This is a genomic window from Arthrobacter sp. yr096 (assembly GCF_900108925.1).
Lineage (GTDB): Bacteria > Actinomycetota > Actinomycetes > Actinomycetales > Micrococcaceae > Arthrobacter.
On the sequence record NZ_FNYI01000001.1, the window covers coordinates 729,775 to 753,325 of the forward strand.

General features: G+C 62.6%; 21 protein-coding genes. 12 read left to right on the forward strand and 9 right to left on the reverse strand.

All coding sequences use genetic code 11. From position 1 onward, the window contains the following. Window positions 1-87: 87 nt before the first annotated feature. The 4 genes from BMY91_RS03465 (at window position 88) to BMY91_RS03480 (ending at window position 3,792) form a co-directional block, all read left to right on the forward strand. Complete coding sequence (locus BMY91_RS03465) at window positions 88-1,020, forward strand: diacylglycerol/lipid kinase family protein (RefSeq protein WP_090818278.1); 933 nt, start codon at window positions 88-90, stop codon at window positions 1,018-1,020. Between the two features lie 97 nt (window positions 1,021-1,117). Then, window positions 1,118-1,789 carry a hypothetical protein gene (locus BMY91_RS03470; protein WP_254779711.1) on the forward strand — a complete coding sequence of 224 codons (672 nt, stop codon included), beginning with the start codon at window positions 1,118-1,120 and terminating at the stop codon, window positions 1,787-1,789. A gap of 73 nt (window positions 1,790-1,862) precedes the next feature. Next, window positions 1,863-2,543 (forward strand): helix-turn-helix transcriptional regulator, encoded by a 681-nt coding sequence (locus BMY91_RS03475; RefSeq protein ID WP_090818281.1) that lies wholly within the window; start codon window positions 1,863-1,865, stop codon window positions 2,541-2,543. 25 nt (window positions 2,544-2,568) lie between these two features. Beyond that, entirely contained in the window at window positions 2,569-3,792 is a 1,224-nt protein-coding gene (locus BMY91_RS03480) for a cysteine desulfurase family protein (protein ID WP_090818284.1), read from the forward strand. Window positions 3,793-3,811: 19 nt separating this feature from the next. On the opposite strand, the gene BMY91_RS03485 is transcribed toward BMY91_RS03480, so the two are convergent. Beyond that, complete coding sequence (locus BMY91_RS03485) at window positions 3,812-5,047, reverse strand: NAD(P)/FAD-dependent oxidoreductase (RefSeq protein WP_090818287.1); 1,236 nt, start codon at window positions 5,045-5,047, stop codon at window positions 3,812-3,814. A 178-nt stretch (window positions 5,048-5,225) separates the two neighbouring features. On the opposite strand from BMY91_RS03485, the gene mnmA reads away from it, so the two are divergent. Then, complete coding sequence (gene mnmA, locus BMY91_RS03490) at window positions 5,226-6,347, forward strand: tRNA 2-thiouridine(34) synthase MnmA (RefSeq protein ID WP_256212572.1); 1,122 nt, start codon at window positions 5,226-5,228, stop codon at window positions 6,345-6,347. 139 nt (window positions 6,348-6,486) lie between these two features. Continuing rightward, window positions 6,487-8,067, forward strand: a complete 1,581-nt coding sequence (locus BMY91_RS03495) for a gluzincin family metallopeptidase (RefSeq protein WP_218143823.1) — start codon at window positions 6,487-6,489, stop codon at window positions 8,065-8,067. A 30-nt stretch (window positions 8,068-8,097) separates the two neighbouring features. Here the strand turns inward: BMY91_RS03495 and BMY91_RS03500 are convergent, their stop codons facing one another. After that, window positions 8,098-8,925 carry a caspase family protein gene (locus tag BMY91_RS03500; protein ID WP_090818295.1) on the reverse strand — a complete coding sequence of 276 codons (828 nt, stop codon included), beginning with the start codon at window positions 8,923-8,925 and terminating at the stop codon, window positions 8,098-8,100. A gap of 247 nt (window positions 8,926-9,172) precedes the next feature. On the opposite strand from BMY91_RS03500, the gene BMY91_RS03505 reads away from it, so the two are divergent. From BMY91_RS03505 to BMY91_RS03520, 4 genes are all read left to right on the forward strand, one after another. Continuing rightward, the gene (locus BMY91_RS03505; protein ID WP_090819136.1) at window positions 9,173-10,801 is read left to right on the forward strand and encodes an ABC transporter substrate-binding protein; all 1,629 of its coding nucleotides are present in this window, start codon (window positions 9,173-9,175) and stop codon (window positions 10,799-10,801) included. 121 nt (window positions 10,802-10,922) lie between these two features. Then, complete coding sequence (locus BMY91_RS03510) at window positions 10,923-12,014, forward strand: ABC transporter permease (protein ID WP_090818298.1); 1,092 nt, start codon at window positions 10,923-10,925, stop codon at window positions 12,012-12,014. Between the two features lie 2 nt (window positions 12,015-12,016). After that, complete coding sequence (locus BMY91_RS03515; protein WP_090818300.1) at window positions 12,017-13,030, forward strand: ABC transporter permease; 1,014 nt, start codon at window positions 12,017-12,019, stop codon at window positions 13,028-13,030. After that, window positions 13,027-14,733: an ABC transporter ATP-binding protein gene (locus tag BMY91_RS03520; protein ID WP_090818303.1), complete on the forward strand. Its 1,707-nt coding sequence runs from the start codon at window positions 13,027-13,029 to the stop codon at window positions 14,731-14,733. Before BMY91_RS03515 ends, BMY91_RS03520 begins: the two co-directional genes overlap by 4 nt. 88 nt (window positions 14,734-14,821) lie before the next feature. On the opposite strand, the gene BMY91_RS03525 is transcribed toward BMY91_RS03520, so the two are convergent. After that, window positions 14,822-15,478, reverse strand: a complete 657-nt coding sequence (locus BMY91_RS03525; RefSeq protein ID WP_090818308.1) for an NADPH-dependent F420 reductase — start codon at window positions 15,476-15,478, stop codon at window positions 14,822-14,824. 151 nt (window positions 15,479-15,629) lie between these two features. Between BMY91_RS03525 and BMY91_RS03530 the strand changes: the two genes are divergently transcribed. Both BMY91_RS03530 and BMY91_RS03535 read left to right on the forward strand, forming a co-directional pair. After that, on the forward strand, window positions 15,630-16,019 hold the full coding sequence (locus BMY91_RS03530; protein WP_090818311.1) for a chorismate mutase: 390 nt from the start codon (window positions 15,630-15,632) through the stop codon (window positions 16,017-16,019). A gap of 3 nt (window positions 16,020-16,022) precedes the next feature. Further along, complete coding sequence (locus tag BMY91_RS03535; RefSeq protein WP_090818314.1) at window positions 16,023-17,057, forward strand: uroporphyrinogen decarboxylase/cobalamine-independent methonine synthase family protein; 1,035 nt, start codon at window positions 16,023-16,025, stop codon at window positions 17,055-17,057. Between the two features lie 11 nt (window positions 17,058-17,068). On the opposite strand, the gene BMY91_RS03540 is transcribed toward BMY91_RS03535, so the two are convergent. The 6 genes from BMY91_RS03540 to BMY91_RS03565 form a co-directional block, all read right to left on the reverse strand. Further along, window positions 17,069-17,794, reverse strand: coding sequence for a DUF4166 domain-containing protein (locus BMY91_RS03540; RefSeq protein ID WP_090818316.1), 726 nt, complete (start codon window positions 17,792-17,794; stop codon window positions 17,069-17,071). Between the two features lie 26 nt (window positions 17,795-17,820). Continuing rightward, complete coding sequence (locus tag BMY91_RS03545; RefSeq protein WP_090818319.1) at window positions 17,821-19,113, reverse strand: DUF58 domain-containing protein; 1,293 nt, start codon at window positions 19,111-19,113, stop codon at window positions 17,821-17,823. A 32-nt stretch (window positions 19,114-19,145) separates the two neighbouring features. Continuing rightward, entirely contained in the window at window positions 19,146-20,144 is a 999-nt protein-coding gene (locus BMY91_RS03550; protein WP_371261016.1) for an AAA family ATPase, read from the reverse strand. Between the two features lie 83 nt (window positions 20,145-20,227). Beyond that, window positions 20,228-21,403 (reverse strand): DUF4350 domain-containing protein, encoded by a 1,176-nt coding sequence (locus BMY91_RS03555; RefSeq protein ID WP_256212552.1) that lies wholly within the window; start codon window positions 21,401-21,403, stop codon window positions 20,228-20,230. Window positions 21,404-21,423: 20 nt separating this feature from the next. Beyond that, on the reverse strand, window positions 21,424-22,116 hold the full coding sequence (locus BMY91_RS03560; RefSeq protein ID WP_090819142.1) for a DUF4129 domain-containing protein: 693 nt from the start codon (window positions 22,114-22,116) through the stop codon (window positions 21,424-21,426). Beyond that, on the reverse strand, window positions 22,113-23,075 hold the full coding sequence (locus tag BMY91_RS03565; protein ID WP_256212554.1) for a DUF7847 domain-containing protein: 963 nt from the start codon (window positions 23,073-23,075) through the stop codon (window positions 22,113-22,115). The genes BMY91_RS03560 and BMY91_RS03565 overlap by 4 nt, the downstream gene beginning before the upstream one ends. Window positions 23,076-23,551 lie beyond the last annotated feature (476 nt).

Sequence of the window (23,551 nt, forward strand, 5' to 3'; positions counted from 1 at the left end):
GAGCTGGCGCGGTACTGGAAGTTTATCCATCCACAATGTGAACGTGGGCACCGGGGTGCCGGGTTCCCTGCTGGCATAATTCACGCTGTGACTTCACCGGAACCCGCGCATCCCTCCAACAAACCGGGGAAGATCGCACTGGCCATCAATCCAGCGGCGTCCTTTGGCCGCACCCGCGACGCCGGGGACCATGCCGCACAGTACTTCCGCGCCGCCGGCCGGGACGTCGTCGTGCTGGAGGCTGACAGCTATGACGCCCTGCGGAGGATTGTCCGGGATGCCTTGGCACCCGGTTCCGCGGTGGAGGCTCTGGTGGTGGTAGGCGGCGACGGCATGGTCCATCTGGGAGTCAACGCGCTCGCAGGGCTGGAGATACCTCTTGGCATTGTTCCCAGCGGTACCGGCAATGACGTGGCACGGCTGTTGTCTTTGCCGCTGGCTGACACTGCGGCCGCCTGCGGCCGGGTGCTGGCAGCGATGGCGACAGGCGGACGGAGGATCGACGTCGGCCGGGTCACCGCGGCGGGCCGGACCACGCGCTTTGCCGGTGTGCTGTCAGCGGGTTTCGACGCTGCCGTCAATGAACGGGCGAATTCCTGGCGCTGGCCGCGCGGAAAAAGCCGGTACAACCTGGCAATGTTGAGGGAACTCGGCTCTTTCCGGCGGATCGAGTATACGGTGACGGCGGACGGCACAACGTGGAAGCAGCCTGCGTTGCTTATCTCAGTGGCGAACGGGCAGTTCATCGGCGGCGGTATGCAGATCACTCCGGATGCTTTGCCCGACGACGGATGGCTGGATCTCTTTGTGGTCAGGCCATTGTCCCGCCTGCGTTTTCTTGCGGTGTTTCCCAAGGTGTTTGCCGGCAAGCACACGAGTCACCCCGCCGTTGAGATCAAGCGTGTCAGAAACGTGCGGTTGGAGGCAGCAGGAGTGGTGGCGTACGCCGACGGCGAGCGCCTCGCCAGCCTGCCCGTTGAGGTGGACGTCATACCTGGTGGCTTGCGTGTCCTTGCCTAGGCGGGAATCCCTTGGGGAGCCTGCGTTTCAAGGCGGGCAGCTAGACTCGATCGCGCCAGAAGGTAGCGACAGATAAATGGGGCTGGGAGCGAAAGTGATGCGAAACGTTCGTCGACGATTGGCTGGGTTGACTGCCTTGGCAACCCTTGGCGTCGTGCTGGCCGCCTGCAGTGTCAACGTTCCGGACCCTGCCGCACCCAAACCGTCACCCTCGGAATCAACTATGGCGACGCCGACGATTACGCCGGGGCATGATGCGGCGGCCGTGGCGGCGAAAGACCTGCCGTTATCGGCGGGCGGAACTTTGGCTCCGGGAGATCCTGTGACGGTGTCCAGCCGCTTGGAGGAAGTCCCGGGATGGTCAGTGGTCCACGCGGCGCTGCAGGGTGAGGTCCGGTACCGGAAGACTGACGGGTGCACGCTCGCTGTTCGGGTCAGCGTCAACCAGGGCCCCCTTGTAGTAGCGGGCGATGACGCTGCATCAACCAAGGAACTCTTCCGCTACCTTGATGCAGGGATAGCTGTGGACAAGCTGAAGACCGCGGCGCTCCGGTGGGGCCAGGAGTCCAACCAGCCGCAGCACAGTGTGGAATTCCTCGCCGTGGAATCGTCGGCTGCATCCGGCGGGGCGGCTGCTGTTGTGCTGGCCAGATTGTTCAGTGCCCCCGAGTCGTCTGTCTACATCTCGGTGGCCTGCCCGGATGCCGCCGCTCTGGCGAAGGCCCGGGCGGAGATGGAGGCCCAGCTGGTGGTGGTCCCACAGTCCTGAGCCGCCCATCGGCCGGTCTTGGGCTGGGTGCCTGTTAAACAGTGGATCTTACTTTTAGAGCTACCCTGTGGTTATGGGCACTTCCAACCTCCCCTGGTCGCGCAGGATTGCGGCCCTCGCCTCCCTGGGAGACGTGAATCGTCGAAAGCTTTTTGAGTATGTCCTGGGCGCCGGCGACGCTGTCGGCCGTGATGAGGCGGCCACGGCCATGCATCTTCCCCGTAGCACGGCCTCGTTTCATCTGGACCGGTTGGTGCGCGAAGGGCTTCTACGCATCGAATTCAGGAAAGCCCCGGACAAAGCCGGCCCCGGCTCCGGGCGTCCCGCCAAGCTCTACAGGCCGGCGTTGGCAGAAGTCAGTGCCTCGGTGCCGGAGAGAAACTATGACCTTGCCGGTGAGCTCTTGGCGTCGGGCATCTCGCAGTCGCTGGCCGAAGGAATTCCCGTGAGCGAGGCATTGCTCACGGTTGCCGACGCCAAGGGGCAACTGATGGGGCGGGCCGGTGATTTCCTGGAAGTTTTGGCCGGACTCGGGTATCAGCCGTCCCCGGATCCAGGCGGGGGATACCGGCTTCTTAACTGCCCCTTTCATCGCTTGTCGCAAGAACACAAGGACGTTGTATGCGCCATGAACGGGGCATTCTTAAAGGGAGCGGCGGTGGCCTCCGGGCTGAACCCGGCAGCAGTGGTTCCTGATGCTGGTCCTGGCCATTGTTGCGCCCGCATCGCCACCGTGGAGGGCCAGAGGTCCTGAAGGTCTCCGCCGGTAGAATGGCAAGGTGTCTGTATACCTCGATCACGCTGCCACCACGCCCCTGTCGGCTGAAGCGCTCGCCGTCATGACGCGCGAGCTGGCGCGAACGGGCAACCCGTCCTCGCTGCATGGCGCGGGCCGCCGGGCCCGACGGGCGGTAGAGGATGCCCGTGAGACGTTGGCGGCCGCGGCCGGTGCCCACCCCTCAGAAGTTATTTTCACCTCAGGTGGAACGGAAGCCGACAACTTGGCGGTCAAAGGCCTGTATTGGGCCCGCCGCGACGAAAACCCGAGGCGGACCCGCATTCTCTGCTCCGCCGTCGAACATCACGCGGTCATGGACACCGTGGAGTGGCTTGAGCGACACGAAGGTGCGGATGTTGTCTGGCTTCCCGTCGACGGCGACGGACTCGTCCGGCGGACGGCTGTGAAGGAGGAAATCGACAGGGATCCCGGTTCTGTTGCCCTGGTCACCGTCATGTGGGCCAACAATGAAGTTGGTACGATCCAGCCGATCGCTGACATCGTGGAGCTGGCCAAGCCCCACGGAATTCCCGTCCATTCCGATGCCGTGCAGGCCTTCGGATCTGTTCCCGTTGATTTCCGCGGGTCCGGCCTCTCAGCTATGTCTGTCTCGGGGCACAAGCTCGGTGGCCCGGTGGGGGTTGGTGCGCTTTTCCTGGGGAGGTCTGTGAAGCTGACCCCGGTCCAGCATGGCGGTGGCCAGGAACGCGATGTCCGCTCGGGGACGCTGGACACGCCCGCGATTGCCGCTTTTGCCGCAGCCGCTGAGGCCGTCACAGGAAAGCTGTCGGGAGAGCGGGAGCGCCTTGGCTTGTTGCGGGACCGCCTCATTCGTGGGGTCCTGCACTCGATTCCGGACGCTGTGTTGAGAGGTGCCCCCGGCGACGGGCGGCTGCCTGGAAACGCGCACTTTACGTTTCCTGGTTGTGAAGGCGATTCACTGCTCTTCCTTCTGGACCTGGCAGGCGTTGAGTCGTCCACTGGCTCCGCTTGTACTGCGGGGGTGCCACGTCCCTCGCACGTGCTCCTCGCCATGGGCTTGGATGAGGACACGGCACGTGGAGCCCAGCGCTTCACTCTGGGTCACAGTTCCACGGAAGCGGACGTCGATGCCCTGTTGAAGGCACTTCCCGAGGCTTGCTCGCGGGCACGGCAGGCCGGCATGGCAGGCCATGAGTCCACCATCCAAACGGCAGCAACAGTCGCGCGGCAGGGCTCAACCTGACCCGCCTAGCGGGCCGCTGCTAGCTGGGCAGCAGGCTTTCCAGCGGCACGTCCGGATCAGTGAGGCTTGTGACATCTACGTGCAACCGACCCGAGATCAGGGCCTTGATGGGCTTTTGGACCCGGTGCTGGTTGACGTTCATGCCGGCTACGACGGCTCCATCCCGCAACCAGAAAGCGATGAAGCTGCCCTCGTCCAATGAACCGCGGATGGTGGGCGCAACTCCGGAGGCCAGGGAAGGGAAACCCGAATACTCCATGCTGACGTCGAACTGGTCGGTATAGAAGTAGGGGACCACATCCAGGGTGGCGTCCTGGCCCAGCATGGACTTTGCGGCCACCTTGCCGCCGTTGAGCGCGTTGGCCCAGTGTTCGCTTCGGTGATGCTCGCCGGTGAAGGGGTGCAGAGCATTCGCGACGTCTCCAGCTGCCAGCACGTCCGGTGCGTTGGTGTGGAGTCCCGCATCCACCAGGATCCCGTTGCGAACGGCCAGCTGCGCTGTTTCCGCGAGCGAGGTGTCCGGGACGACTCCGACGGCAACGATCACGATGTCGGCCGGGAGCGTCTGGCCTGTGGTGGTGCGGACCGCACTCGCGCGTCCATCCCGGCCTTCGACGCTTGCCGCGCTCGCCGGGAGGACGAACTTGACCCCGCGGGCCGTGTGGATCTGCTGGAAGTAGCTGCCAAGCTCGGGGCCGATGGCGGCGCTGAGGGGGATATCTTCCAGCCCGATCAACGTGACGTCGTTGCCGTAGGTGCGTGCGGCAGCAGCCAGCTCCATGCCGATCCATCCGGACCCGATCATGACTACCTGGCGTCCTCCGTCCTTGAGAAGGGACTGGAGCCGCAGGCTGTCCGCCAGAGTGCGGAAGGTCATGACCCCATCAAGCCCTGCGCCCGGGATTGGAATTGATCGCGGCTGCGCGCCGGTTGCCAGCAGCAGCTTGGCGTAGTGGAGCCTCCGGTCGTCGGACAGGCGGACCATGTGGTCCGCCGGTTCCATTGCGACGGCTCGGCTCCCCAGGACGAGTTCGACGTCGTTATCCCGGTACCAGCCTGCCGGCACCACCAGCACGGACTCCTCGCCGGCTTTTCCCAAGAGGAACTCTTTTGACAGGGGAGGGCGAATGTACGGGACGTGGTCTTCGGCCGCTATGAGGCTGATGGGGCCGGTGAAACCCTCTGTACGGAGGGTTTTGGCCGCGTTGGCCCCGGCAAGCCCCCCACCGGCAATGACCATGCGATCCTGTGCCATGTCAGCTCGATTCTAAAACCAGTAATTTTGACTTTAGAAGCGTCGGGCAGGCCCGTCAAGCGTTTTTAGCCCACGCGTGGTAATGCAAGCTAGAATGGACGGGTACGCCGGCAGTTCTGGCCGGAGCAGTTGCCCAATCCCACATACACGGAAAGCCAGCATGCGAGTACTTGCAGCAATGAGCGGCGGAGTCGACTCCGCCGTGGCCGCCGCCCGAGCCGTTGAGGCAGGACACGACGTCGTCGGAGTCCACCTCGCGTTGTCGCGGATGCCAGGCACCCTGCGAACAGGAAGCCGGGGTTGTTGCACTATCGAGGACTCCCGCGACGCTTGGCGTGCCTGCGACGTCCTGGGAATCCCTTACTACGTGTGGGATTTCTCCGAACGCTTCAAAGAAGACGTAGTCCAGGACTTCATCGATGAGTACGCCGCTGGCCGCACCCCGAACCCCTGCATGCGCTGCAACGAGCGCATCAAGTTCGCCGCTTTGCTGGAAAAGGCCATTGCGCTGGGCTTTGATGCCGTATGCACCGGGCACTACGCCAAGGTCATCGAAGACGCCGACGGCAACCGGGAACTGCACCGTGCTGCAGACTGGGCAAAAGACCAGAGCTACGTCCTGGGTGTCCTCACCCATGAACAGCTCAAGCACTCCATGTTCCCGCTGGCAGACACACCGTCCAAGGCCGAGGTTCGTGCCGAAGCGGAGCGCCGTGGCCTTTCGGTAGCCAACAAGCCGGACAGCCACGACATCTGCTTTATTTCAGACGGCGACACTCGTGGATGGCTGGCCGAAAAGATCGACATGACTACAGGCGACATCGTGGACGAGACCGGGGCCAAGGTGGGCGAACACCCGGGCGCAAATGCCTTCACCGTCGGTCAGCGTCGTGGCCTGAAGCTCGGCACCCCCGCAGCCGATGGCAAGCCACGGTTCGTCCTTGAGATCCGACCCAAGGAAAATAAGGTTGTTGTCGGTCCGGAGGCCTTGTTGGCCATTGACGAGATCCGGGGCATCAAGGTTTCCTGGGCTGGGCTGCCTATCTCAGAAGTTGCCACGGGCGCTGAGTTCGACTGCCATGCGCAGGTTCGGGCACACGGCGACCCCGTGCCGGCAGTTGCGCGCGTGGAAGCGGTACAAGACGAGTCCGGTGTTGAGAGGACACAGCTGGTGGTCACTCTGACAGATCCCCTCCGCGGAGTGGCTCCGGGCCAGACCGTGGTTCTCTACCAGGGAAGCCGCGTACTGGGACAGGCGACCATCGACGCCGCCCGCTCCCTGCAGCGCGTAGCCCTCTAGGAGCCATTGCCTCGGGGTTGCGCCGCCTCCATACTGGGCTAAGCAGCGCTTCCGCTGCGGTGTTTGGGGTTCCGCACTCGGGACGGCGATGGCTGTGGCATTTCCAAAAAAGAGTCCGGGGGATATTCGGGCCGGTCAAATGGTCTCTGTGACTGTCCTGGCCGAAGGGCCGATTGGTACTGCGGGCGCCCCTCCGCTGACAGCGCAAGTTCGGATTCCGGTGGAACGGCTAAGGCGTGGTCCCACCGGGCACCGCTACGCGATTCATATCCGTAAGTGGCGGGGAACCACAGTGTCACCGGTAACCCTCACCCTGCAGGGAGATCCATGGCAACTGGTGTCCGAGCCTCCACCCGCGGATCTTCGCCAACTCCTGGATGACACCCGGTTCCTGGCCCAGCATGTGTATGGCGTTGCCATGGGTACGCTGGACATTTTCGAGTCCACGCTGGGCAGGCGCATGCCGTGGAATCCGGAAGGCCGGGTTGTTCTCAAAGCCAGGGACCTCGTCACCGCAACGGACACCGGCTATGAGCGCGGAACCAACATCATCCGCTTCGGATCCGTTGACCGAATGGGATACAAAGTGCCCACCGCCTTGTACCGGGACATCGTGGCCCATGAGGTCACGCATGCCATCCTGGACGGATTCCGGCCTGCGTGGGCCGACCACATGGCCACCATGGAGCAACTGGCCTTGCACGAGGCTCTGGCTGACACTGTCGCCATCCTTTCGGTATTTTCCTCCCGCGAGGTGGTGTATCGGCAGCTCGAAGCGGCGGCAGGCGGATTCGAAGCGGGGCAAGTGGTTGATGACGCGGTTCTGATGCGTTCACTCTTCGACTTCGCACGTGACCTCTTCGCCCGGGGGCCCCTGCGGGAGCCGTTTGTTGGTGCCGTACCGGACGGGTGGCAATCGTTGCCCGAGCCCCATGCCCGGGGCGCCGTCGTGGTGGGAGCGATTCTCCGAAGCGTGCAGCGATTGTGGTCGGCAAGGAACGCGCGGTTTGGGGAAGGCCAGAGTTTGCAACAGAAGGCCGAATCGGGATCGATCGTTGCCACCAGGGTCCTGCGGATGGTGATCCGGGGACTCTCCTACATGCCTCCGGTGGATGTGTCCTGGCGGGACCTGCTCCGCGGCATCATCGCAGCGGATACTGACATGGTTCCCGAAGACAACTACGGCTACCGTGAAGCGCTCCAGGCAGAGTTCTCCGCCATCGGGATCAGGCGGGTGTCCATGAACAACATCAGCGGCGTAGACAAGTACCAAGGACTCCGGTATCCCGTCCGGCTTTCGGCGCTCGGCTCGGACCCCCAGGAGGTTCAGCGTTTCGTCTGGGAGAATCCACGGCTCCTGGAAGCGGCGCGGCTTGAGAGGCGTACGCCCCTCAGTTCAACCCGTGTCCGGACCTCGGAGCGCGTTACCCCGGACGGTTTCATCATTTCCGAGATAGGGGCCTCCTTCATTCAAACAGTCCGCATGAGCCGCAGGGAGGCGTACGTCCGCCTGGGGATCAAGACACGGCGGGACTATGTGGATGTCCGCGGGGGAGGCTTGCTGCGTTTCGACGCAGGCGGCCGCTTGGTGTACGCGGCCCTTAAACCTGTGATGGACAGGGAGCGCCAGGCGCTGCTGTTTGGTTCGGACCAGCATCATGACGCAGAGGAAGAAGCGTCGTCCGGCGTCCGTAATAAGTTTCACGGCACGGGAGATTAGTGGCGACTGACTTCACCACACAGGCGGAGCCTAGCTACCCCACGCAGCCTTGCGTGCCGCCGTCGTGCCTTCCAACTGGGCGATCTGGTCAAAGCCGCCGGTCTTCAGTCCCTTGCTGACAAGCTTCAACACCTCGGCCCGTCCTGCGGTGCCGTCGTCCTGGACGGTCTTCACGAAATGATGGGTGAAGGCGCCGTTATAGCGTCCGTCGATCAGGGCATCGGCCGCTGTCTGGTCAGAGCGGCACGCCGCCATCAGGACCGGTGTTGAGAGCTTGGCTGTCCTAACCATGTCCCGCAGACTTCGCGTGTCTTTGGATTCGTTGGCGATCACCGCCCGGGGCGTGGGCGCAGGGAGGAAGCGGGGACGGCGGCCCGGAAGCAGGTCCAGGGACTTGAGCCCCGTGCCGCTATGGCAAGTATCCAGCACAACATCCATGAGCACGCCCTTCGGAAGGCGGGCGAACAGTGCTGCCAGCTCATCGTCGGAAATCACCGTGTCCGGATCCCAGGCATCTCCGGAATTATTGATGTCGTAGCATGCGAAGGCCTCATCAAGGCTGTCACTTTCATCTCCACTGGTGTCCGGCACCTGCGTCCCATGACTGGAGAAGGTGAAGACGAGGTGTGTGGCTGTTCCCGTGATGGCGGCGTCCAGTAACTTGCCGAGTTCAGCCATGACCGACTTCTTGGAGGCTTTGGCATCGCGGAGCACAGTGATATTGGAGGCATCGAAGCCGTACTTTTCCTCAAGCAGCGCCGCCAGGTCCTCGGCATCATTGACGCAGCCGTTGAGCCAACTTGATTGAGGAAGATACTTGAACTTGTTGATCCCTACACAGAGGGCTGCCTTGCTCATGTGCCTGTCCTTTGGGCCGTCCTTCAGCGATTGAAGACTCGGACACAACGATATTCCGGCACACCCTCCGGGGCAATGGCCCTTCGGCGGAAGAACGAAGCTACTGGAAAGTAAATTTTGTGTCTCAAATCACTGAATTGGGGGTTCGTCGTCTCCGAAGTCTGGTTGAATCGAGGCACTAAGAGTGTGCGCCGTCACAAATATCCCACGGCGGCGCGCCGAATCCATCGAACAGAAGGTTCACCAGATGGCACTGAACAAGAAGGCCCTGCACAGCGTTATCGCGCTGGCGGGCATCTCCGCGCTCGCCTTGACGGCCTGCACGGGACCCTCCGGCGGTGGCTCCTCATCCGCGCCGGCCGCCGCAGGCCCCATCGCCTACGGCACAACTGACAAAGTAACGTCGTTGGACCCCGCAGGATCCTATGACAACGGTTCATTCATGGTGATGAACCAGATCTACTCCTTCCTCCTGAACTCCAAGCCCGGGGGAGCGGAGCCGGTTCCGGACCTCGCCGAGTCGTCGTCCTTCACGGCTCCTTCCGAGTACACGGTCAAGCTGAAGTCCGGGCTGAAATGGGCAAATGGCCACACCTTGGACTCCAAGGACGTCAAGTTCTCCTTCGACCGCCAGGTAGCCATTAATGACCCCGCAGGACCCGCGTCGCTGCTGACCAACATTGAGAGTGTCAGCGCACCCGACGCCACCACGGTGGTGTTCAAGTTGAAGAACGCCAACGACCAAACCTTCAGCCAGATCCTGAGCAGCCCTGCAGCGCCGATCGTGGACGATGAAGTCTTCCCGGCCGACAAGATCCTCTCGGACGACGAGATCATCAAGGCGAATGCTTTCTACGGCCAGTACACCATTGACAGTTACAAGAAGAACGAGCTTGTCAGTTTCAAGGCCTTCGCCGACTATCAGGGCGTGCTGGGCAAACCGGCCAACGATGCGGCCACCATCAAGTACTACGCCAGCCCCACCAACCTGAAGCTGGAAATCCAGCAGGGAGCAATCGACGTTGCCTTCCGCAGCCTCAGCGCCACGGACATCGACGACCTCCGCAAGGATTCCAAGGTCAAGGTTCTTACCGGGCCGGGTGGCGAAATCCGGTACATCACGTTCAACTTCGACACCATGCCGTACGGCACGAAGGCAGCAGGGGCAGACCCTGCCAAGGCACTCGCTGTTCGCCAGGCCGTGGCAAACCTTGTTGACCGTCAGGCCATTGCAGACCAGGTCTACAAGGGCACCTACCTGCCCCTGTACTCCAACGTTCCCAGCGGCTTCCTGGGCGCCAACGAGTCCTTCAAGGATGCCTACGGCGATGCAGGAAAGCCAAGCTTGGACAAGGCCAAAAAGGTCCTCACGGATGCCGGAATCACCGAACCCGTTGCCCTCAACCTGCAGTACAACCCGGACCACTACGGTGGATCATCCGGCGATGAATACGCCATGGTCAAAGAGCAGCTGGAGAAATCCGGACTCTTCACGGTTAACCTGCAGTCCACTGAATGGGTCACGTACAGCAAGGCAAGCCGAGCCGACGAATACCCACTGTTCCAGTTTGGTTGGTTCCCGGACTTCAGCGATGCCGATAACTACCTCACCCCGTTCTTCCCGGAGGGTGGCTTCCTGAAGAACCACTACAACAACCCCACGGTGAACGACCTCATCGGTAAGCAGCTCACCGAAGCAGACAAGACCAAGCGCGAAGCGGACATCAAGGAAGTCCAGAACGCACTGGCCAAGGACATCTCCACCCTGCCCCTTCTCCAGGGTGCCCAGGTGGCGGTGGTCGGAAGCGGCGTGAACGGCGTCGACAAGACTCTGGATCCGTCCTTCAAGTTCCGACTCGGAACAATTTCCAAGTAAAAACGCCCGGGGGAGGCGGGACACTGATCCGGTGTCCCGCCTCCTTTGCTGACCACCACGATGGCCGGCACGCATGAGACAAAACCCCGCGTAATCCACGGGCAGGAAATGCAGGTAACAAATGACAACACTTATAGAGGTACCCGAGGCTGAGCCCGGGATTGTTGCTCCCAAGAGCAAGTCCAAGGCCGGGGGAGGTCTGGGCAGGTACATCGTGATCAGGTTCTTCCTGATCATTCCCACGGTCTTCATCCTGGTGACGTTGGTTTTCTTCCTGATGAGGGTCATCGGCGATCCCATCACGGCATCCCAAGGCGGCCGGCTCCCCCCGGACGTCCTGGCACAACGAATTCATGACGCCGGCTACGACAGGCCGGTTCTGGTGCAGTACTTTGAGTACCTTGGCCAGCTCATCACCGGCAACTTTGGCACCACGATCACCGACCGACGGCCAGTGGTAGAGGTGCTGACCACCTTTGGCGCGGCCACACTGGAACTCTCGATCAACGCTTTGATTGTTGCCCTCGCTGTCGGCATCCCCTTCGGCCTCATCGCCGCTCAACACCGCGACAAGACCCCCGATGCCCTGCTGAGGTTCTTCGCAATCCTCTGCTACGCCACTCCCGTCTTCTTCTCGGGACTGCTGCTGAAACTGACGTTCTCCGTGTGGCTCGGATGGTTCCCCGTTGCCGGCCGTGCCTCTACGCGGACGGAACTGACCATGAGCGGGCTGGCTGCGCCATCAGGGATTTATTGGCTTGACGCGATCCGCAGCGGAAACTTCACTGCTCTCGGAGACATCGCCGCGCACGCCGTCCTCCCCGCAATAGCCCTCGGCCTCCTGACCGCCGGTGTCTTCCTCCGGCTGGTGCGCACCAACGTGATCGGAACGCTGGGGAAGGACTACATCGAAGCAGGACGATCCCGGGGCGTCAGCGAGTACCGACTCGTGACCAAGCACGCCTACAAGCCGGCCTTGATTCCCATCATCACCGTGATGGGCCTTCAAATCGCGCTGATGTTGGGCGGCGCAATCCTGACTGAAACCACGTTCGAATGGAAGGGCCTGGGGTACCAGCTGGTGCAATATCTGAATGCCCGTGACTTCGTGGCTGTCCAGGGAATCGTTGTACTGCTGGCCATCATCGTGGCCGTCACCAATTTCATCGTGGACATTATCGCCGCGCTCATCGACCCCCGAGTGAGGTACTGATCATGAGCACTCCTGCATTGACAGCACCCAAGCAGCCACTGTTCTCCCGGCTGCCCGTCATCTCACACCTCAAGAAGAGCGTGGGCCTTCAGCGTGGCATGCTCGTCGTTGGCGTCGTCCTCAGCGGATTGTTCATCCTGACCAGTATCTTCGCGCCACTGCTGGCTCCTTATGGCTACTCGCAACTCAGTGATGCCTCGGGTTCTTTCCCCACGCAACAAGCCCCAAGCAGTGAACACCTGCTGGGAACGACAGTGGGCGGCTACGACGTTTTGTCGCGCGTTATCTGGGGATCGCAAACGGCCGTGACGGTCATCATCGTGTCTGTAGCGATGTCCCTGTTCCTCGGTGTGGCTCTTGGCTTGCTCAGCGGCTACTTTGGCGGGTGGCTGGACAGGATCCTGGTGGTTGTCGCAGACGCCATTTACGCCTTCCCCACACTCCTCCTTGCCATCGTCATCTCCATTGTGATCAGCCGGGGGCAATCCAGCTTCTGGGGCGGTATTTTCTCCTGTGCTTTCTCCATCACTGTGGTCTTCGTCCCGCAGTACTTCCGGGTCATCCGTGCAGAGACCATCCGCCTCAAGGCTGAGCCGTTCGTCGAATCGGCCAAAGTGCTGGGAGCGTCCAGCATGCGCATCATAGGCCGCCATATTTTCAAGAACGCCACCAGGACCCTGCCGCTCATGTTTACGCTCAACGCCTCCGAGGCAATCCTGACGCTGGCCGGCCTGGGCTTCCTGGGCTTCGGCATCGAGCCCACGTCGGCTGCTGAATGGGGCTTCGACCTCAACAAGGCCCTGGCTGACACGTCGTCCGGTATTTGGTGGACGGGCGTCTTCCCGGGTATCGCGATTGTCCTCACGGTCCTGGGACTGACCTTGGTGGGCGAAAGCATCAACGACCTCAACGATCCCCGCATCCGTGGACGCAAGCGCGCAGGCAGAACACCCGCACCCGGGACTCCGGCAGCACCAACAACGCCGTCTACCCCGGCAGAGGCAGGTAAGCCATGACCACCAATCTTGGACATGTTTCAGACCAGGCCGGCAGTGGTCAGCCTGTTCTCACCATTGACCAGCTCCAGGTCACATTCGCCACGGACGGCGGTGATGTTCACGCCGTCAAGGACGTCAGCCTCGACGTAAAGGCCGGTGAAGTCGTTGCGATCGTGGGCGAGTCAGGATCCGGCAAGACCGTTACCGCCAAGACCATCCTGGGCCTGCTTCCGGAAACGGCCATCAGTTCGGGCGCCGTGGTGATCAACGGCAACAACGTCATCAGTGTCAGCAAGTCGACGCTGCGCAAGATCCGCGGGCGCGATGTAGCCATGGTGTTCCAGGAACCTTCCACAGCACTGAATCCGGTCTTTACCGTGGGCTGGCAAATTGCCGAAGGCATCCGGGCACATGCAACGGACGGCAAACGCATCTCCGCCAAGGAAGCGAAACAACGGGCAACTGAGGCACTCCGCAAGGTGGGTATTCCGGACCCCGAAACCCGGGTCAACTATTACCCGCACCAGTTCTCAGGCGGCCAGAAACAACGCGTGGTTATCGCAGCCGCGCTCGCACTGAACCCCGGGTTGATTGTGGCAGACGAGCCAACAACGGCCTTGGACGTCACGGTCCAGGCGGAGATTCTGCAGCTCCTGCGCGATTTACGGGACAACTACGGGACCTCGATTGTGCTGATTACCCACAACATGGGTGTGGTGGCAGACCTCGCGGACCGCGTCGTGGTGATGTACCAGGGCGATGTCGTGGAAGAAGCTCCGTCCAGGGTGCTCTTCGCCGTACCCAAACAGGAGTACACCAGGAAGCTCTTGGCTGCCGTGCCTCACCTTGGCCGTCATTCGGCCTCGGAAGGTGCCCGTGGCCGCCTCCATCAGGACGGCAAGATCCTGGTGGAAGCAAAGAACCTCACCATCGAGTACCCGGGCCGGTTCGGCAGGCACGGATTCAAAGCTGTGGACGACGTCAGCTTCACGGTTTCGGAGAACGAGGTCTTTGGGCTGGTGGGTGAGTCCGGGTCCGGCAAATCCACCATCGGACGTGCCATCGCAGGCCTGAACCGTACAACGGGGGGCAGCCTGAAAGTACTCGGCTACGAGATGCTCGACTTCAAGGAGCGGACTTTCCGGCCGCTTCGCAAGGAGATCGGCTTCGTATTCCAGGACCCTGCGGCGTCCTTCAACCCGCATCTCACCATAGGTGAGTGCGTGGCCGAGCCGCTGATGATCCATACCAAACCGAGTGCGGCTGAGGCGCGGAAGAAGGTAGGCGAGCTGCTTGAGTCAGTCCAGCTGCCGGCGTCGTATGCGCAGCGCTACCCGCATGAACTGTCCGGCGGGCAGCGGCAGCGCGCCTCCTTGGCGAGGTCCTTGGCGCTCAACCCGCGTCTGCTGATCGCCGACGAACCGACGTCCGCCCTGGACGTCTCGGTGCAGGCCAAAGTCCTGGATCTTTTCAAGGACATCCAGGAGCAGTTCGGCTTCGCGGCGCTCTTCATCAGTCACGACCTCGCAGTGGTGGACATGTTGTCGCACTGGGTGGGCGTTCTGTACAAGGGCAAGTTGGTGGAGCAGGGCATCGGTAACCACGTCATGGGTTCACCGCAGCACGACTACACCAAGCGGCTGATCGCCTCCCTGCCGGTACCGGACCCTGACGAACAAGCACGACGACGGGAAGCCCACCGCGCGCTGCTGGGCGGTTAGGCCCGGGCACGCAAAGCCGGACGCCACAGCAAGTGGTGCGTCCCTCGCCGGAGGGGCGTACCACTTCTGCGTTGGCGGTGAAACGGCGTTATTCAGAGATGATGCCGATGTTGAACATCTTTCCTTGTGGCTGCTGTATGAAGATACGGAGCCACAGCGGTAGCCACATCTCCATTCCGCGGGCAGCGTCGAGGCCCCCGAGGTCCCGGATGTGCCCGGGAGACCAGCCGAATTCCTGCAATAGCCCGGAAACGATCGACTTGGCGCCCTGATCGTTTCCCGCCATGAAGATGTCATGGGCGCCAGGGAGCATGCCAGGATCCACCATGACCGGGGCACTGACCGTGTTCAAGGACTTGACCACACGAACTTCAGGGTAGCTCCGTTGAATTGTCTCGGCGATGCTGTCCGTGTTGCACACCGTCAGAGATGGCGGGAAACCGCCCGAAGAGTCCAGAGGATTTGAGACGTCCAGCAACACCTTGCCGTTGAGGTTTTCAGTACCGGCTTCCGCCAGTGCCGCGAGGCTCACGGTGCCCGGCGTGGCATTCACGATCAACTCAGAGAAGGCTGCCGCTTGGGCGAAGGAGCCCGCCCGTGCATTCGGTCCGGACTGCCCGGCCCATGCCTCGCCCTTGGGATTGCCGGACTCGCGGGATCCCATGGTGACTTCGTGCCCCAGGGATACGAGCTTCCCGGCGAGTGCATGCCCAACCATCCCCGTGCCCAGAACAGCGATTTTCATGAAGGCTCCTTTGCCGGAACAGCAGTGATGATGCCATTGTGCTCCGATGGAGGCCCGGGGGATACTAACCTGCGGCCTTGATCCTGCTGCGGCTCCCGTGGACGAAGGTAACACCCGCAGCGGAACTGGGAATCACCATAGACTGGGGTGCATGACCGAGCAGAACAACGCCCTTCCCCATGACGCCGATTCCTTCAACCCGGCTGCGAGTTCCCTGGCCGGCCAAGTGGACCGCACCGTCATGGATGAGTTGTTGTCCATCCGGTCCAGCATCGACAACATCGACGCAACACTGGTCTTCCTGCTTGCAGAGCGGTTCAAAGCCACACAGAAAGTTGGCATTCTCAAGGCAACCCATAAGCTTCCCGCCGGTGACCCGGGCCGCGAAGCCGCCCAGATCGCGCGCTTGCGCCGGCTTGCGGAGGATGCGCACCTGGATCCCGCTTTCGCCGAGAAGTTCCTGAACTTCATCATCAGTGAAGTGATCCGTCACCACGAGGCCATCGCCGAGGATCACCAGATTTCCAGCCAGCAGGCTTGATCAATGTCGTCAGTGAATGACCTGCGCGCCAGCGCCACCGGTCTGGGGCCATGGCCGGGCGGCGATCCCGCAGAGGCCAACCGGATTATCCGGGGGGAGTTGGGGAACCCGCACCTGCCTTTCCTGCCGGAACTTCCGGACCGCGGTGTGGGCTCGGATGCCGTAGGCCGGTCAGCTTCTTTGCTTGTTGACCTGGCCATCGATGTCCAGCCGCATGGCTGGCGGCTTGTGGACCGGCCGGGGAAAGACGCCCAGCGGGCACGCTCCGCGCTAGCAACGGACATCAACATCCTGGCCGACGTCGCCGGAGCCGAAGAAGTTTCCGCAGGGGAACTCAAGGTCCAGATGTTGGGCCCCCTTAGTCTGGCGGCAAGTCTCCACCTGCACAACGGCGAACGCGCCCTGCTGGATTATGGTGCCCGCCGGGATATTGCGGAGTCCTTGGCGGCCGGTGTGGCGGATCACCTCCGTCGTGTTTCGGCTGCCGTCCCAGGGGCAGGGATTGTAGTCCAGGTGGACGAGCCGGACATTGCCTCGGTGATGGCTGGAACCATCCCGACGGCCAGTGGATACCGAACCTTGCGTTCCATTCCAGGGGAAGAAGTGACCGCTGCCTGGCGGCTGCTGATCGATGCGCTCAAGGCTGCTGGCGTCGTCGAGACTGTCCTGTCCGTCCCGGAAGTTGAGGCGCCCATCGAGCGGATACTCGCGGCCGGGGCCGATGGAGTGTCCGTCCCGCTCCGTGCCCTGACTACCAGGCAGTGGGAACACCTTGCTGCAGCTGTGGAAGATGGAAAGCGGGTGTGGGCGGGAGCGTTGCCCACCTATGATTCCCAGGCGCCTCTGCCCCGGACATCCGATGTGGTGGAAAGCATTTGGAAACCGTGGCGCCAACTTGGCCTGCCGGCCTCGGCCCTGTCAGGTCTGCGTGTCACTCCCTCGACAGGACTCGCGGGCTTCAAGCCCTCGGCGGCGAAGGACGTCCTGACCAAATTGACGCACGTGGCTGACGGACTGGACCAGTTGGCTCAAGGCTGACGCATGGGCCGTCAGATTCTCTTTTCCCAGCGTTCCGGTTCCGCATACCGGGGGAGCGTTGTGCCGGGTGCGGCTCCTGGAAGATAGGGCGCCAGGTGATAGTCGAAGCGTCCGGCATACACCAGTACAAGGCCGATTTGGGGTTGGATGACCTTGACTTGGATCCGGTGCTTGCGTTCCACCCCGTCCCACCATTGTTCCGCATAGGCGCGGGCGTCGAGGGCTGCGGGCAACGGGAGGCGCAACGGCCCCAGGAGCAGCCTGCTCGCGTTGGACACCCCACGCAGGCGGCCTTCGGCGGTGACAGTTACGTCCAAGTCGGTTACCAGCCTGCGATACCGTCCCACGTGGTCCACCAGGCGTGCCCGCCCTTGGGCACCCTGTCCGTCGCCGGCCGGCCTGATGGCACTTGTCGTGTCATGGAAGAGCCTGGTCACTGAGGGGAAGTAGATCTCCCGCCGGGCCGTCAAGGCGGGGCGTCCGAACGGGTCCACATGCGCGTGGTTTTCTATCCGGAACGGAATGCCTTCGCCGTACTCCGGAAAGAAAGCCTCCTCGCTTCCTGTCAACGCCAACAGTGGCCGCAGCCATTTCTGGCGGCAACCCACGACGTCGAAGGTTCCTTGGCCGATGCCGTAGGTTCCGGAACCGGCGGCCAGCGAGAAATACTCCTGCAGCTCAGGGGCCAGCTTGGCGAAATCGTCGCCGAGTGCCAACTGATAAATGGGTGCGCTCATGGCAGTCCTTTCCTGGAGTCCGGGAACTAGAGTCGACCGGCAGCTTTGAGCCGGATATAAGTGTCAGCGAGCAGTGGAGGAACGTCCAGGGGCTCGGCGTCCACCACTTCGGCCCCAAGCTGACGCAGCTGCGCTGTGACGGCGGCGCGTTCCAAGAGGGCACGTTCGGCGGCCGCTGCCCGGAACACTTGGCTTGCCGTGGTTCGCTGTTCCTTCATCGCCCCCAACAAGGGATCCCGAACCGAAGCCACAATCACGACGTGCTGCCGGGACAGTTGAGCCACGGTGGGGAGCAGACCTTCCTCGGGGGCGCCGCCGTCGAGCGCCGTCAAGAGCACCACCAACGACCGGTGCGCCGACACGGCCCTGACCTGACCCGGAATCTGCTGCCAGTCCAGTTCGATCAGTTCAGCTTCCAGAGGGGCCATGGCCTGGACAAGCTGACCCAGCAGATTGCCTTTGGACGCCGACTCAACGCGCGCCCGGAGCCGCCGGTCATAGGCAAGGAAGTCCACGCGGTCTCCGCCGCGTTCGGCCAGTACCGCAAGAAGCAGAGCCGCCTCAATCCCGGTGTCGAGGCGTGGCTCATCCTCGATTCTTGCTGCGGCAGTGCGTGAAGTGTCCAGCACGATGACAACGCGCCGGTCACGTTCGGGGCGCCATGTCCGAACCACTACGGAGGTGCGACGGGCAGTGGCTCGCCAGTCGATGGACCGGACGTCGTCGCCGCGGACGTAGTCTCGAAGGGAATCGAATTCTGTCCCGGCTCCGCGGATTTGCACAGCAGCCCGGCCATCCAATTCCCTGAGCTTGCGAAGCTTGGAGGGCAGGTGGCGCTTCGAATGGAACGGCGGCAAGACCCGCAGCTGTCCGGGCAGCGGACGGGTGCGTTGCCGGGCGGCCAGACCCAACGGACCCAGAGAGCGGATGGTCACGTGCGGGCTCTCAAGGTCGCCCCGGCGCCGGGGGAACAAACCAACGGTCATTCGGCGACGTTCGCCCGGTGGCACCATAAGCGGCTGTGCCGGTCCGATAGCACCGGCTGATGGTTGCCATGCATCCCTGACCGTCGCCCGAAGCTTCTTCCGGGTGGGGTTGGTGACTGTCACAACAGATTCTGCTTTGCCTTCAAGCGTTACGTTGCCGGGTTGCCGGCGTGTCAGATCCAGCTTTGCCGGCGATGCCGCCAACAGCAGGTCAACGCTCAGCAGGAGCAATAAACCCAGGCCAACCAACAGAACCGTGATCCATGCAGGAAACATGATCAAGGGCACTAAACCCACGAGCGCCAGCACCACGAAACGCCCCGTGATGGCCATTCAGGGCACCCTTCTGTACACCAACAGCCGTGTCACCGCGGTACCGGAACCGATCCGAGGATGCTGCCCAGGATGTCATCCACCTGGATTCCATCCATCTGCGCTTCGGGACGCAGGCCAACCCTGTGACGAAGGCACGGCAACGACAAAGCCTTGACGTCGTCCGGGGTCACGAACGACCTTCCGGACAACCACGCCCACGCCTTGGACGTGTTCAGCAGCGCGGTGGCGCCACGGGGAGAGACCCCCAACTGGAACGACGGAGCAGACCGGGTGGCGCGAACGATGTCCACGATGTAGGCAAGGATTTCCGGAGCAACAGCCACCTGCGCCACTGCCGCTTGGGCGGCGGCAAGCTCGACGGCGCCAGCCACCGGCCGCACGCCGGCGGCCGACAGGTTCCGCGGATCAAAGCCGCTGGCATGGCGACGTATGACTTCGATTTCCTCTGCTCTTCCCGGCAACGGCATGGTCAGTTTGAGGAGGAACCGGTCCAACTGGGCCTCTGGCAGTGGATAGGTGCCTTCGTATTCAACGGGGTTTTGCGTGGCCGCCACAATGAAGGGAACCGGAAGCGGACGGGATACGCCATCCACTGAAACCTGTCGCTCTTCCATGGCTTCCAGAAGTGAGGCCTGGGTCTTGGGAGGGGTCCGGTTGATCTCGTCCGCGAGCATGATGTTGGTGAAGACAGGGCCTTCGCGGAACGTAAATTCGGACGAGTGGGCGTCATAGACGAGGGACCCGGTGACGTCGCCGGGCATGAGGTCCGGTGTGAACTGCACCCGCTTGGTATCCAGGCTCAAAGCGGTGGACAACGCCCTCACCAACAAGGTCTTCGCGACACCTGGAACGCCCTCAAGGAGGACATGTCCGCCGCAGAGCAAGGCGATGAGCATGCCAGTGACGGTGGGGTCCTGTCCCACCACAGCCTTGGCAACTTCCGCCCGGACGTTGAGCAACGACTGCCGGGCGGGATCGTCAACCATCTCATGGTGCCCGTTGTGCGAGGCTTCGCCATGGTGGGGCATGCCGTACTGGTGTGTGCCCTGTTGGGCCGCCACACCGCCCGTGTATTGGCTGTTGCTGTCCGTGTAGCTGTTCGGCTGGTTGCTCATCGGGCGGTCGCCTCCTGTTCTATTCGTTCGATCTGTTGTGCCCACTGCACCAGTTGTCCTTCGTCGGCAGGCATGAAGTCGATCAGGATGGATCGCACTTCCGGGGCTGGCCGGCCCAGGTGTTGGGCTGCCGCGGCCACGATTGAATCTTTGCCCGCATCCGCCCCGAGATTGAAGTGCCGGGCAAGACGCGCCAGGGTTCCGGCACGCAGGTTGTCGGCAGCCCGATCAACAGCTCTCGAGTCCTGGTACAAGCGGGCCCTGCCTTCCGCCGTCTCCGCGGCTTTGACAAACACCGGAAGGGGCTCGAAAACCAGAGGACCCATACGCCGGCCCCGCCACATGATGGCCAAGAGCGCCACCACCGCCAACCATGGACCGGCGAAGGCCAGCCAGCGGGGAGCAAGTTCGTTGAGGGTGGGTGTGGAATCGTTCGCCGCAACATCCCGGACTCCCGGGGTGTACCAGACGAGGTCAGTGTTATTGCCCAGGGTGCGCAAGGCGAGGGCGGCGTTCCCTGACTCCGCGAGGTGCTGATTGTCTACCAGATCGGTGCTGCCGAGAACTATCACCCGGCCATCGGATGAGGATGCGTAGAGTCCGGGCCCGTTGTCCCTGACGGCATAGCAGACTGTTGGGCCGGCATAGATTGAGCCTTGCGCCGACACACGCCCTGCTGCCTGCGCATCGTCCTGGGCGCAGGCAGGCTCCAGTTCGCTGGTTGCTTCAGGAACCACGCCACCAGGCCGGAATTCCGCTTCGAGGCCGTTGAGAGTCCTGAGCCGTGGCGTGATCACCACCAAGCGATCAGCCGCCGCAGTCAAGTCCGCGATCTGGGAGCCGTCCAAAAATCCGCGGGGGTCATAGAGAAGGACTGTGGATTCGGCATTTCCCGACAACGCTGCCAAGGTCTCGTCGAGGGAGTCTGTCGGGGTGACGTTGACCCCGTGTCTGCCCAGGATCTCGGCCACGGCCATGGCCCCATCCGGAGCTGGGTTACGGGCAGACAACGTCCGTGCATCCTTGGTGCCGGCAAGATTGGCGATGGCAAGGTAAGCCACCAGGCCAAGCAGCAGGGTACAGATCGCAATCCACGCCAGGCGCTTCCTGAACCAGGACTTGAAACCCTGGCCTGGGCCATTCAAGGGAGTTGCCTCGTCAGGGTGCGTCATTGCCTCCTTCGCAGCCACTGTCATCGGGGCACCGCGAATCCGGTGGTGGCACGGCCTGCGAACTCGGGCTTCAGCGCGAGGATATCGGCATCCAACTGGCGGATAGCCGCGTAATCGGCGTTCGTTGCGCCCTGTTCGCCGTAGCGCACAGCATCGAAAACGCGCGCGGCGGAGTCGAGCCGGGATTGGGCGGTGCCAAACACCGTCCCCAGTTGCCCGGCAGCCTCATCGGCAGTCCTCCCGGCGCGGACGTCAATGACGTCCCTCTCTTCGGCGGAGCGGACCACCGCGCGGAATTGATCGACGACGGCGGCAGGCCAGTCGCCGTCGTCGGCTGCCTGTGCTGCCCGTGTCCGGTAAGCATCAGCGTCGAGAGTTGTGTCTTCCCCGTAGATGTCCGCCGTGGCCGCCTTTCGGCGGACATTCAGGCGTGGACGGACCACCACAATGGCCACGACCAGCAGGGCCACGGCCAGAGCAACAATAAGGGGAATCGCAAAGTTAGGGCCGGCGCCGGTTCCGTCTCCCTCCAAAGAGGACAACCAGTCCATGAAATCGCGCCAGAGCTGGTCCAGCCAGCCGGGCCGGGCATCAGGGTATTGGGGCTTGGAAAGTTCTTCAGCAGCCCAGCGCCGCGCTTCCTCGCGGTCCGGGGTTACGGGAGGTTCCATGACTGCCAAAGGTGCGGTGAAATCCCGGATCGTCCCGCTCATGCGGGGGGCCGCTGCCCGGGGAATGCGGACGGAAATGGTCCACCGTTCGGGGGCCAAACATTGCCGGGATGGACGGACGGTGCACCTGGAATTCCGTCCGGATCTGCGTCGGTTTCCATCAGGCGCAGCAGCTCAACATCCAAGCCATCACGGCGCATTCGCAGATCCATGTAGATCAATGCGAAAACGGAGGCCTGGAAGGCGAACGTCACAGAGCCCACCAATGCTGCAACCGCGGACGAAATCACTGTGGAGAGCACTAAAGCGGAAGCGAGCGATTCCTGGTCCGGGTGCGGCGACACAACTCCACCGATCGCGGTTGCAGCAAAGGAAACAGGGATCTGCACAATCTGGGCAATGACAGCCACCATGATGGCCACCACCAGAGTGATACCGAAAATGCGCCACCAATTATTCTTTGTCAGCTGCCAGGAGCGGAGGAGACCGTCATAGACGCCGGTCCGCTCCACCACAATGGCCGCCGGAGCCAACATCAGTTTTAGTCCGATCCAGACGAACAGCACGATGGAACCCAGCCCCAGGGGCAGGACAATGAGCAGTGCCCCAGGACCCATTGCGGTAAACAGAAGTACTGCTATCCCCACCACTGCAGCTGCGGCCAACAGGCCCCCGAGGGTCAAGAGCACGGCAACGCCCAGCAAGGGCAGGATTCTGCGTCCGGCAAGTTTCCACATCTGTTTGAACCCCGTCCGCCGATTGAGGACGGACCGGGCCACTGGAACCACCAGCACGCCCTGCAGGACCGAGCCAAGGAAACCCACCAGCACTGAGACACCCAAAGTTCCAGCCACGAAGGCAAGGATGGGCCCCATGGCTTCGGTGAACTCCTCTTCCGTGCTGACGGCTTCCATGGACATCGATAACTGGAAGGCTCCCAGGGTGACGACCCCTGCAAAGATTGCCCCGAGGGCCTGCACGATCAGGGCGGATCCAAACATGGAGGCAGCATTGCGGCGGATCGTCTGGAAGGAGCCATCCAGAATTTCACCAAACTGGAGCGGACGCAGGGGAATCACGCCCGGCTTGGGGGGAGCGACGTAAAGGGGCTGTCCATAGGGAGGTCCCGGGGGCCACCCCTGCGCAGACTGGCCCTGGGGAAACTGTCCACCACTGTGCGGAGCTGCCCAGGCAGGCGGACCACCCCACTGGGGTTGGTTGCCCCATGCTGGCTGACCGCCTGGCTGGGGTTGGTTGCCCCATGCTGGCTGACCGCCTGGCGTTGCATTCTGGTGATGCTCTGGTTGCGACACGCTATCCTCCCCATATGACCCGGTCCACCGGCGTCAGACGTCCCCCACAGGACCTTCGCACCCAGCCTATAGTCCCGCCGTCGTCCCTCCTAGCCTGCCGCCAGGTTGGTTCGGCAGACGGGTCCGCGGCGCAGTGCAGTACGGTGGAATTGCCCTTGGGGCGC

Excerpts from the sequence above, each read along its gene's own strand:
- BMY91_RS03470 (WP_254779711.1), top strand. The coding sequence starts at position 1,118 with ATGCGAAACGTTCGTCGACGATTGGCTGGGTTGACTGCCTTGGCAACC.
- BMY91_RS03475 (WP_090818281.1), top strand. The coding sequence starts at position 1,863 with ATGGGCACTTCCAACCTCCCCTGGTCGCGCAGGATTGCGGCCCTCGCC.
- BMY91_RS03485 (WP_090818287.1), bottom strand. The coding sequence starts at position 5,047 with ATGGCACAGGATCGCATGGTCATTGCCGGTGGGGGGCTTGCCGGGGCC.
- mnmA (WP_256212572.1), top strand. The coding sequence starts at position 5,226 with ATGAGCGGCGGAGTCGACTCCGCCGTGGCCGCCGCCCGAGCCGTTGAG.
- BMY91_RS03495 (WP_218143823.1), top strand. The coding sequence starts at position 6,487 with ATGGTCTCTGTGACTGTCCTGGCCGAAGGGCCGATTGGTACTGCGGGC.
- BMY91_RS03500 (WP_090818295.1), bottom strand. The coding sequence starts at position 8,925 with ATGAGCAAGGCAGCCCTCTGTGTAGGGATCAACAAGTTCAAGTATCTT.
- BMY91_RS03505 (WP_090819136.1), top strand. The coding sequence starts at position 9,173 with ATGGCACTGAACAAGAAGGCCCTGCACAGCGTTATCGCGCTGGCGGGC.
- BMY91_RS03510 (WP_090818298.1), top strand. The coding sequence starts at position 10,923 with ATGACAACACTTATAGAGGTACCCGAGGCTGAGCCCGGGATTGTTGCT.
- BMY91_RS03515 (WP_090818300.1), top strand. The coding sequence starts at position 12,017 with ATGAGCACTCCTGCATTGACAGCACCCAAGCAGCCACTGTTCTCCCGG.
- BMY91_RS03520 (WP_090818303.1), top strand. The coding sequence starts at position 13,027 with ATGACCACCAATCTTGGACATGTTTCAGACCAGGCCGGCAGTGGTCAG.
- BMY91_RS03525 (WP_090818308.1), bottom strand. The coding sequence starts at position 15,478 with ATGAAAATCGCTGTTCTGGGCACGGGGATGGTTGGGCATGCACTCGCC.
- BMY91_RS03530 (WP_090818311.1), top strand. The coding sequence starts at position 15,630 with ATGACCGAGCAGAACAACGCCCTTCCCCATGACGCCGATTCCTTCAAC.
- BMY91_RS03535 (WP_090818314.1), top strand. The coding sequence starts at position 16,023 with ATGTCGTCAGTGAATGACCTGCGCGCCAGCGCCACCGGTCTGGGGCCA.
- BMY91_RS03540 (WP_090818316.1), bottom strand. The coding sequence starts at position 17,794 with ATGAGCGCACCCATTTATCAGTTGGCACTCGGCGACGATTTCGCCAAG.
- BMY91_RS03545 (WP_090818319.1), bottom strand. The coding sequence starts at position 19,113 with ATGGCCATCACGGGGCGTTTCGTGGTGCTGGCGCTCGTGGGTTTAGTG.
- BMY91_RS03550 (WP_371261016.1), bottom strand. The coding sequence starts at position 20,144 with ATGCCCCACCATGGCGAAGCCTCGCACAACGGGCACCATGAGATGGTT.
- BMY91_RS03555 (WP_256212552.1), bottom strand. The coding sequence starts at position 21,403 with ATGACGCACCCTGACGAGGCAACTCCCTTGAATGGCCCAGGCCAGGGT.
- BMY91_RS03560 (WP_090819142.1), bottom strand. The coding sequence starts at position 22,116 with ATGAGCGGGACGATCCGGGATTTCACCGCACCTTTGGCAGTCATGGAA.
- BMY91_RS03565 (WP_256212554.1), bottom strand. The coding sequence starts at position 23,075 with ATGTTTGGATCCGCCCTGATCGTGCAGGCCCTCGGGGCAATCTTTGCA.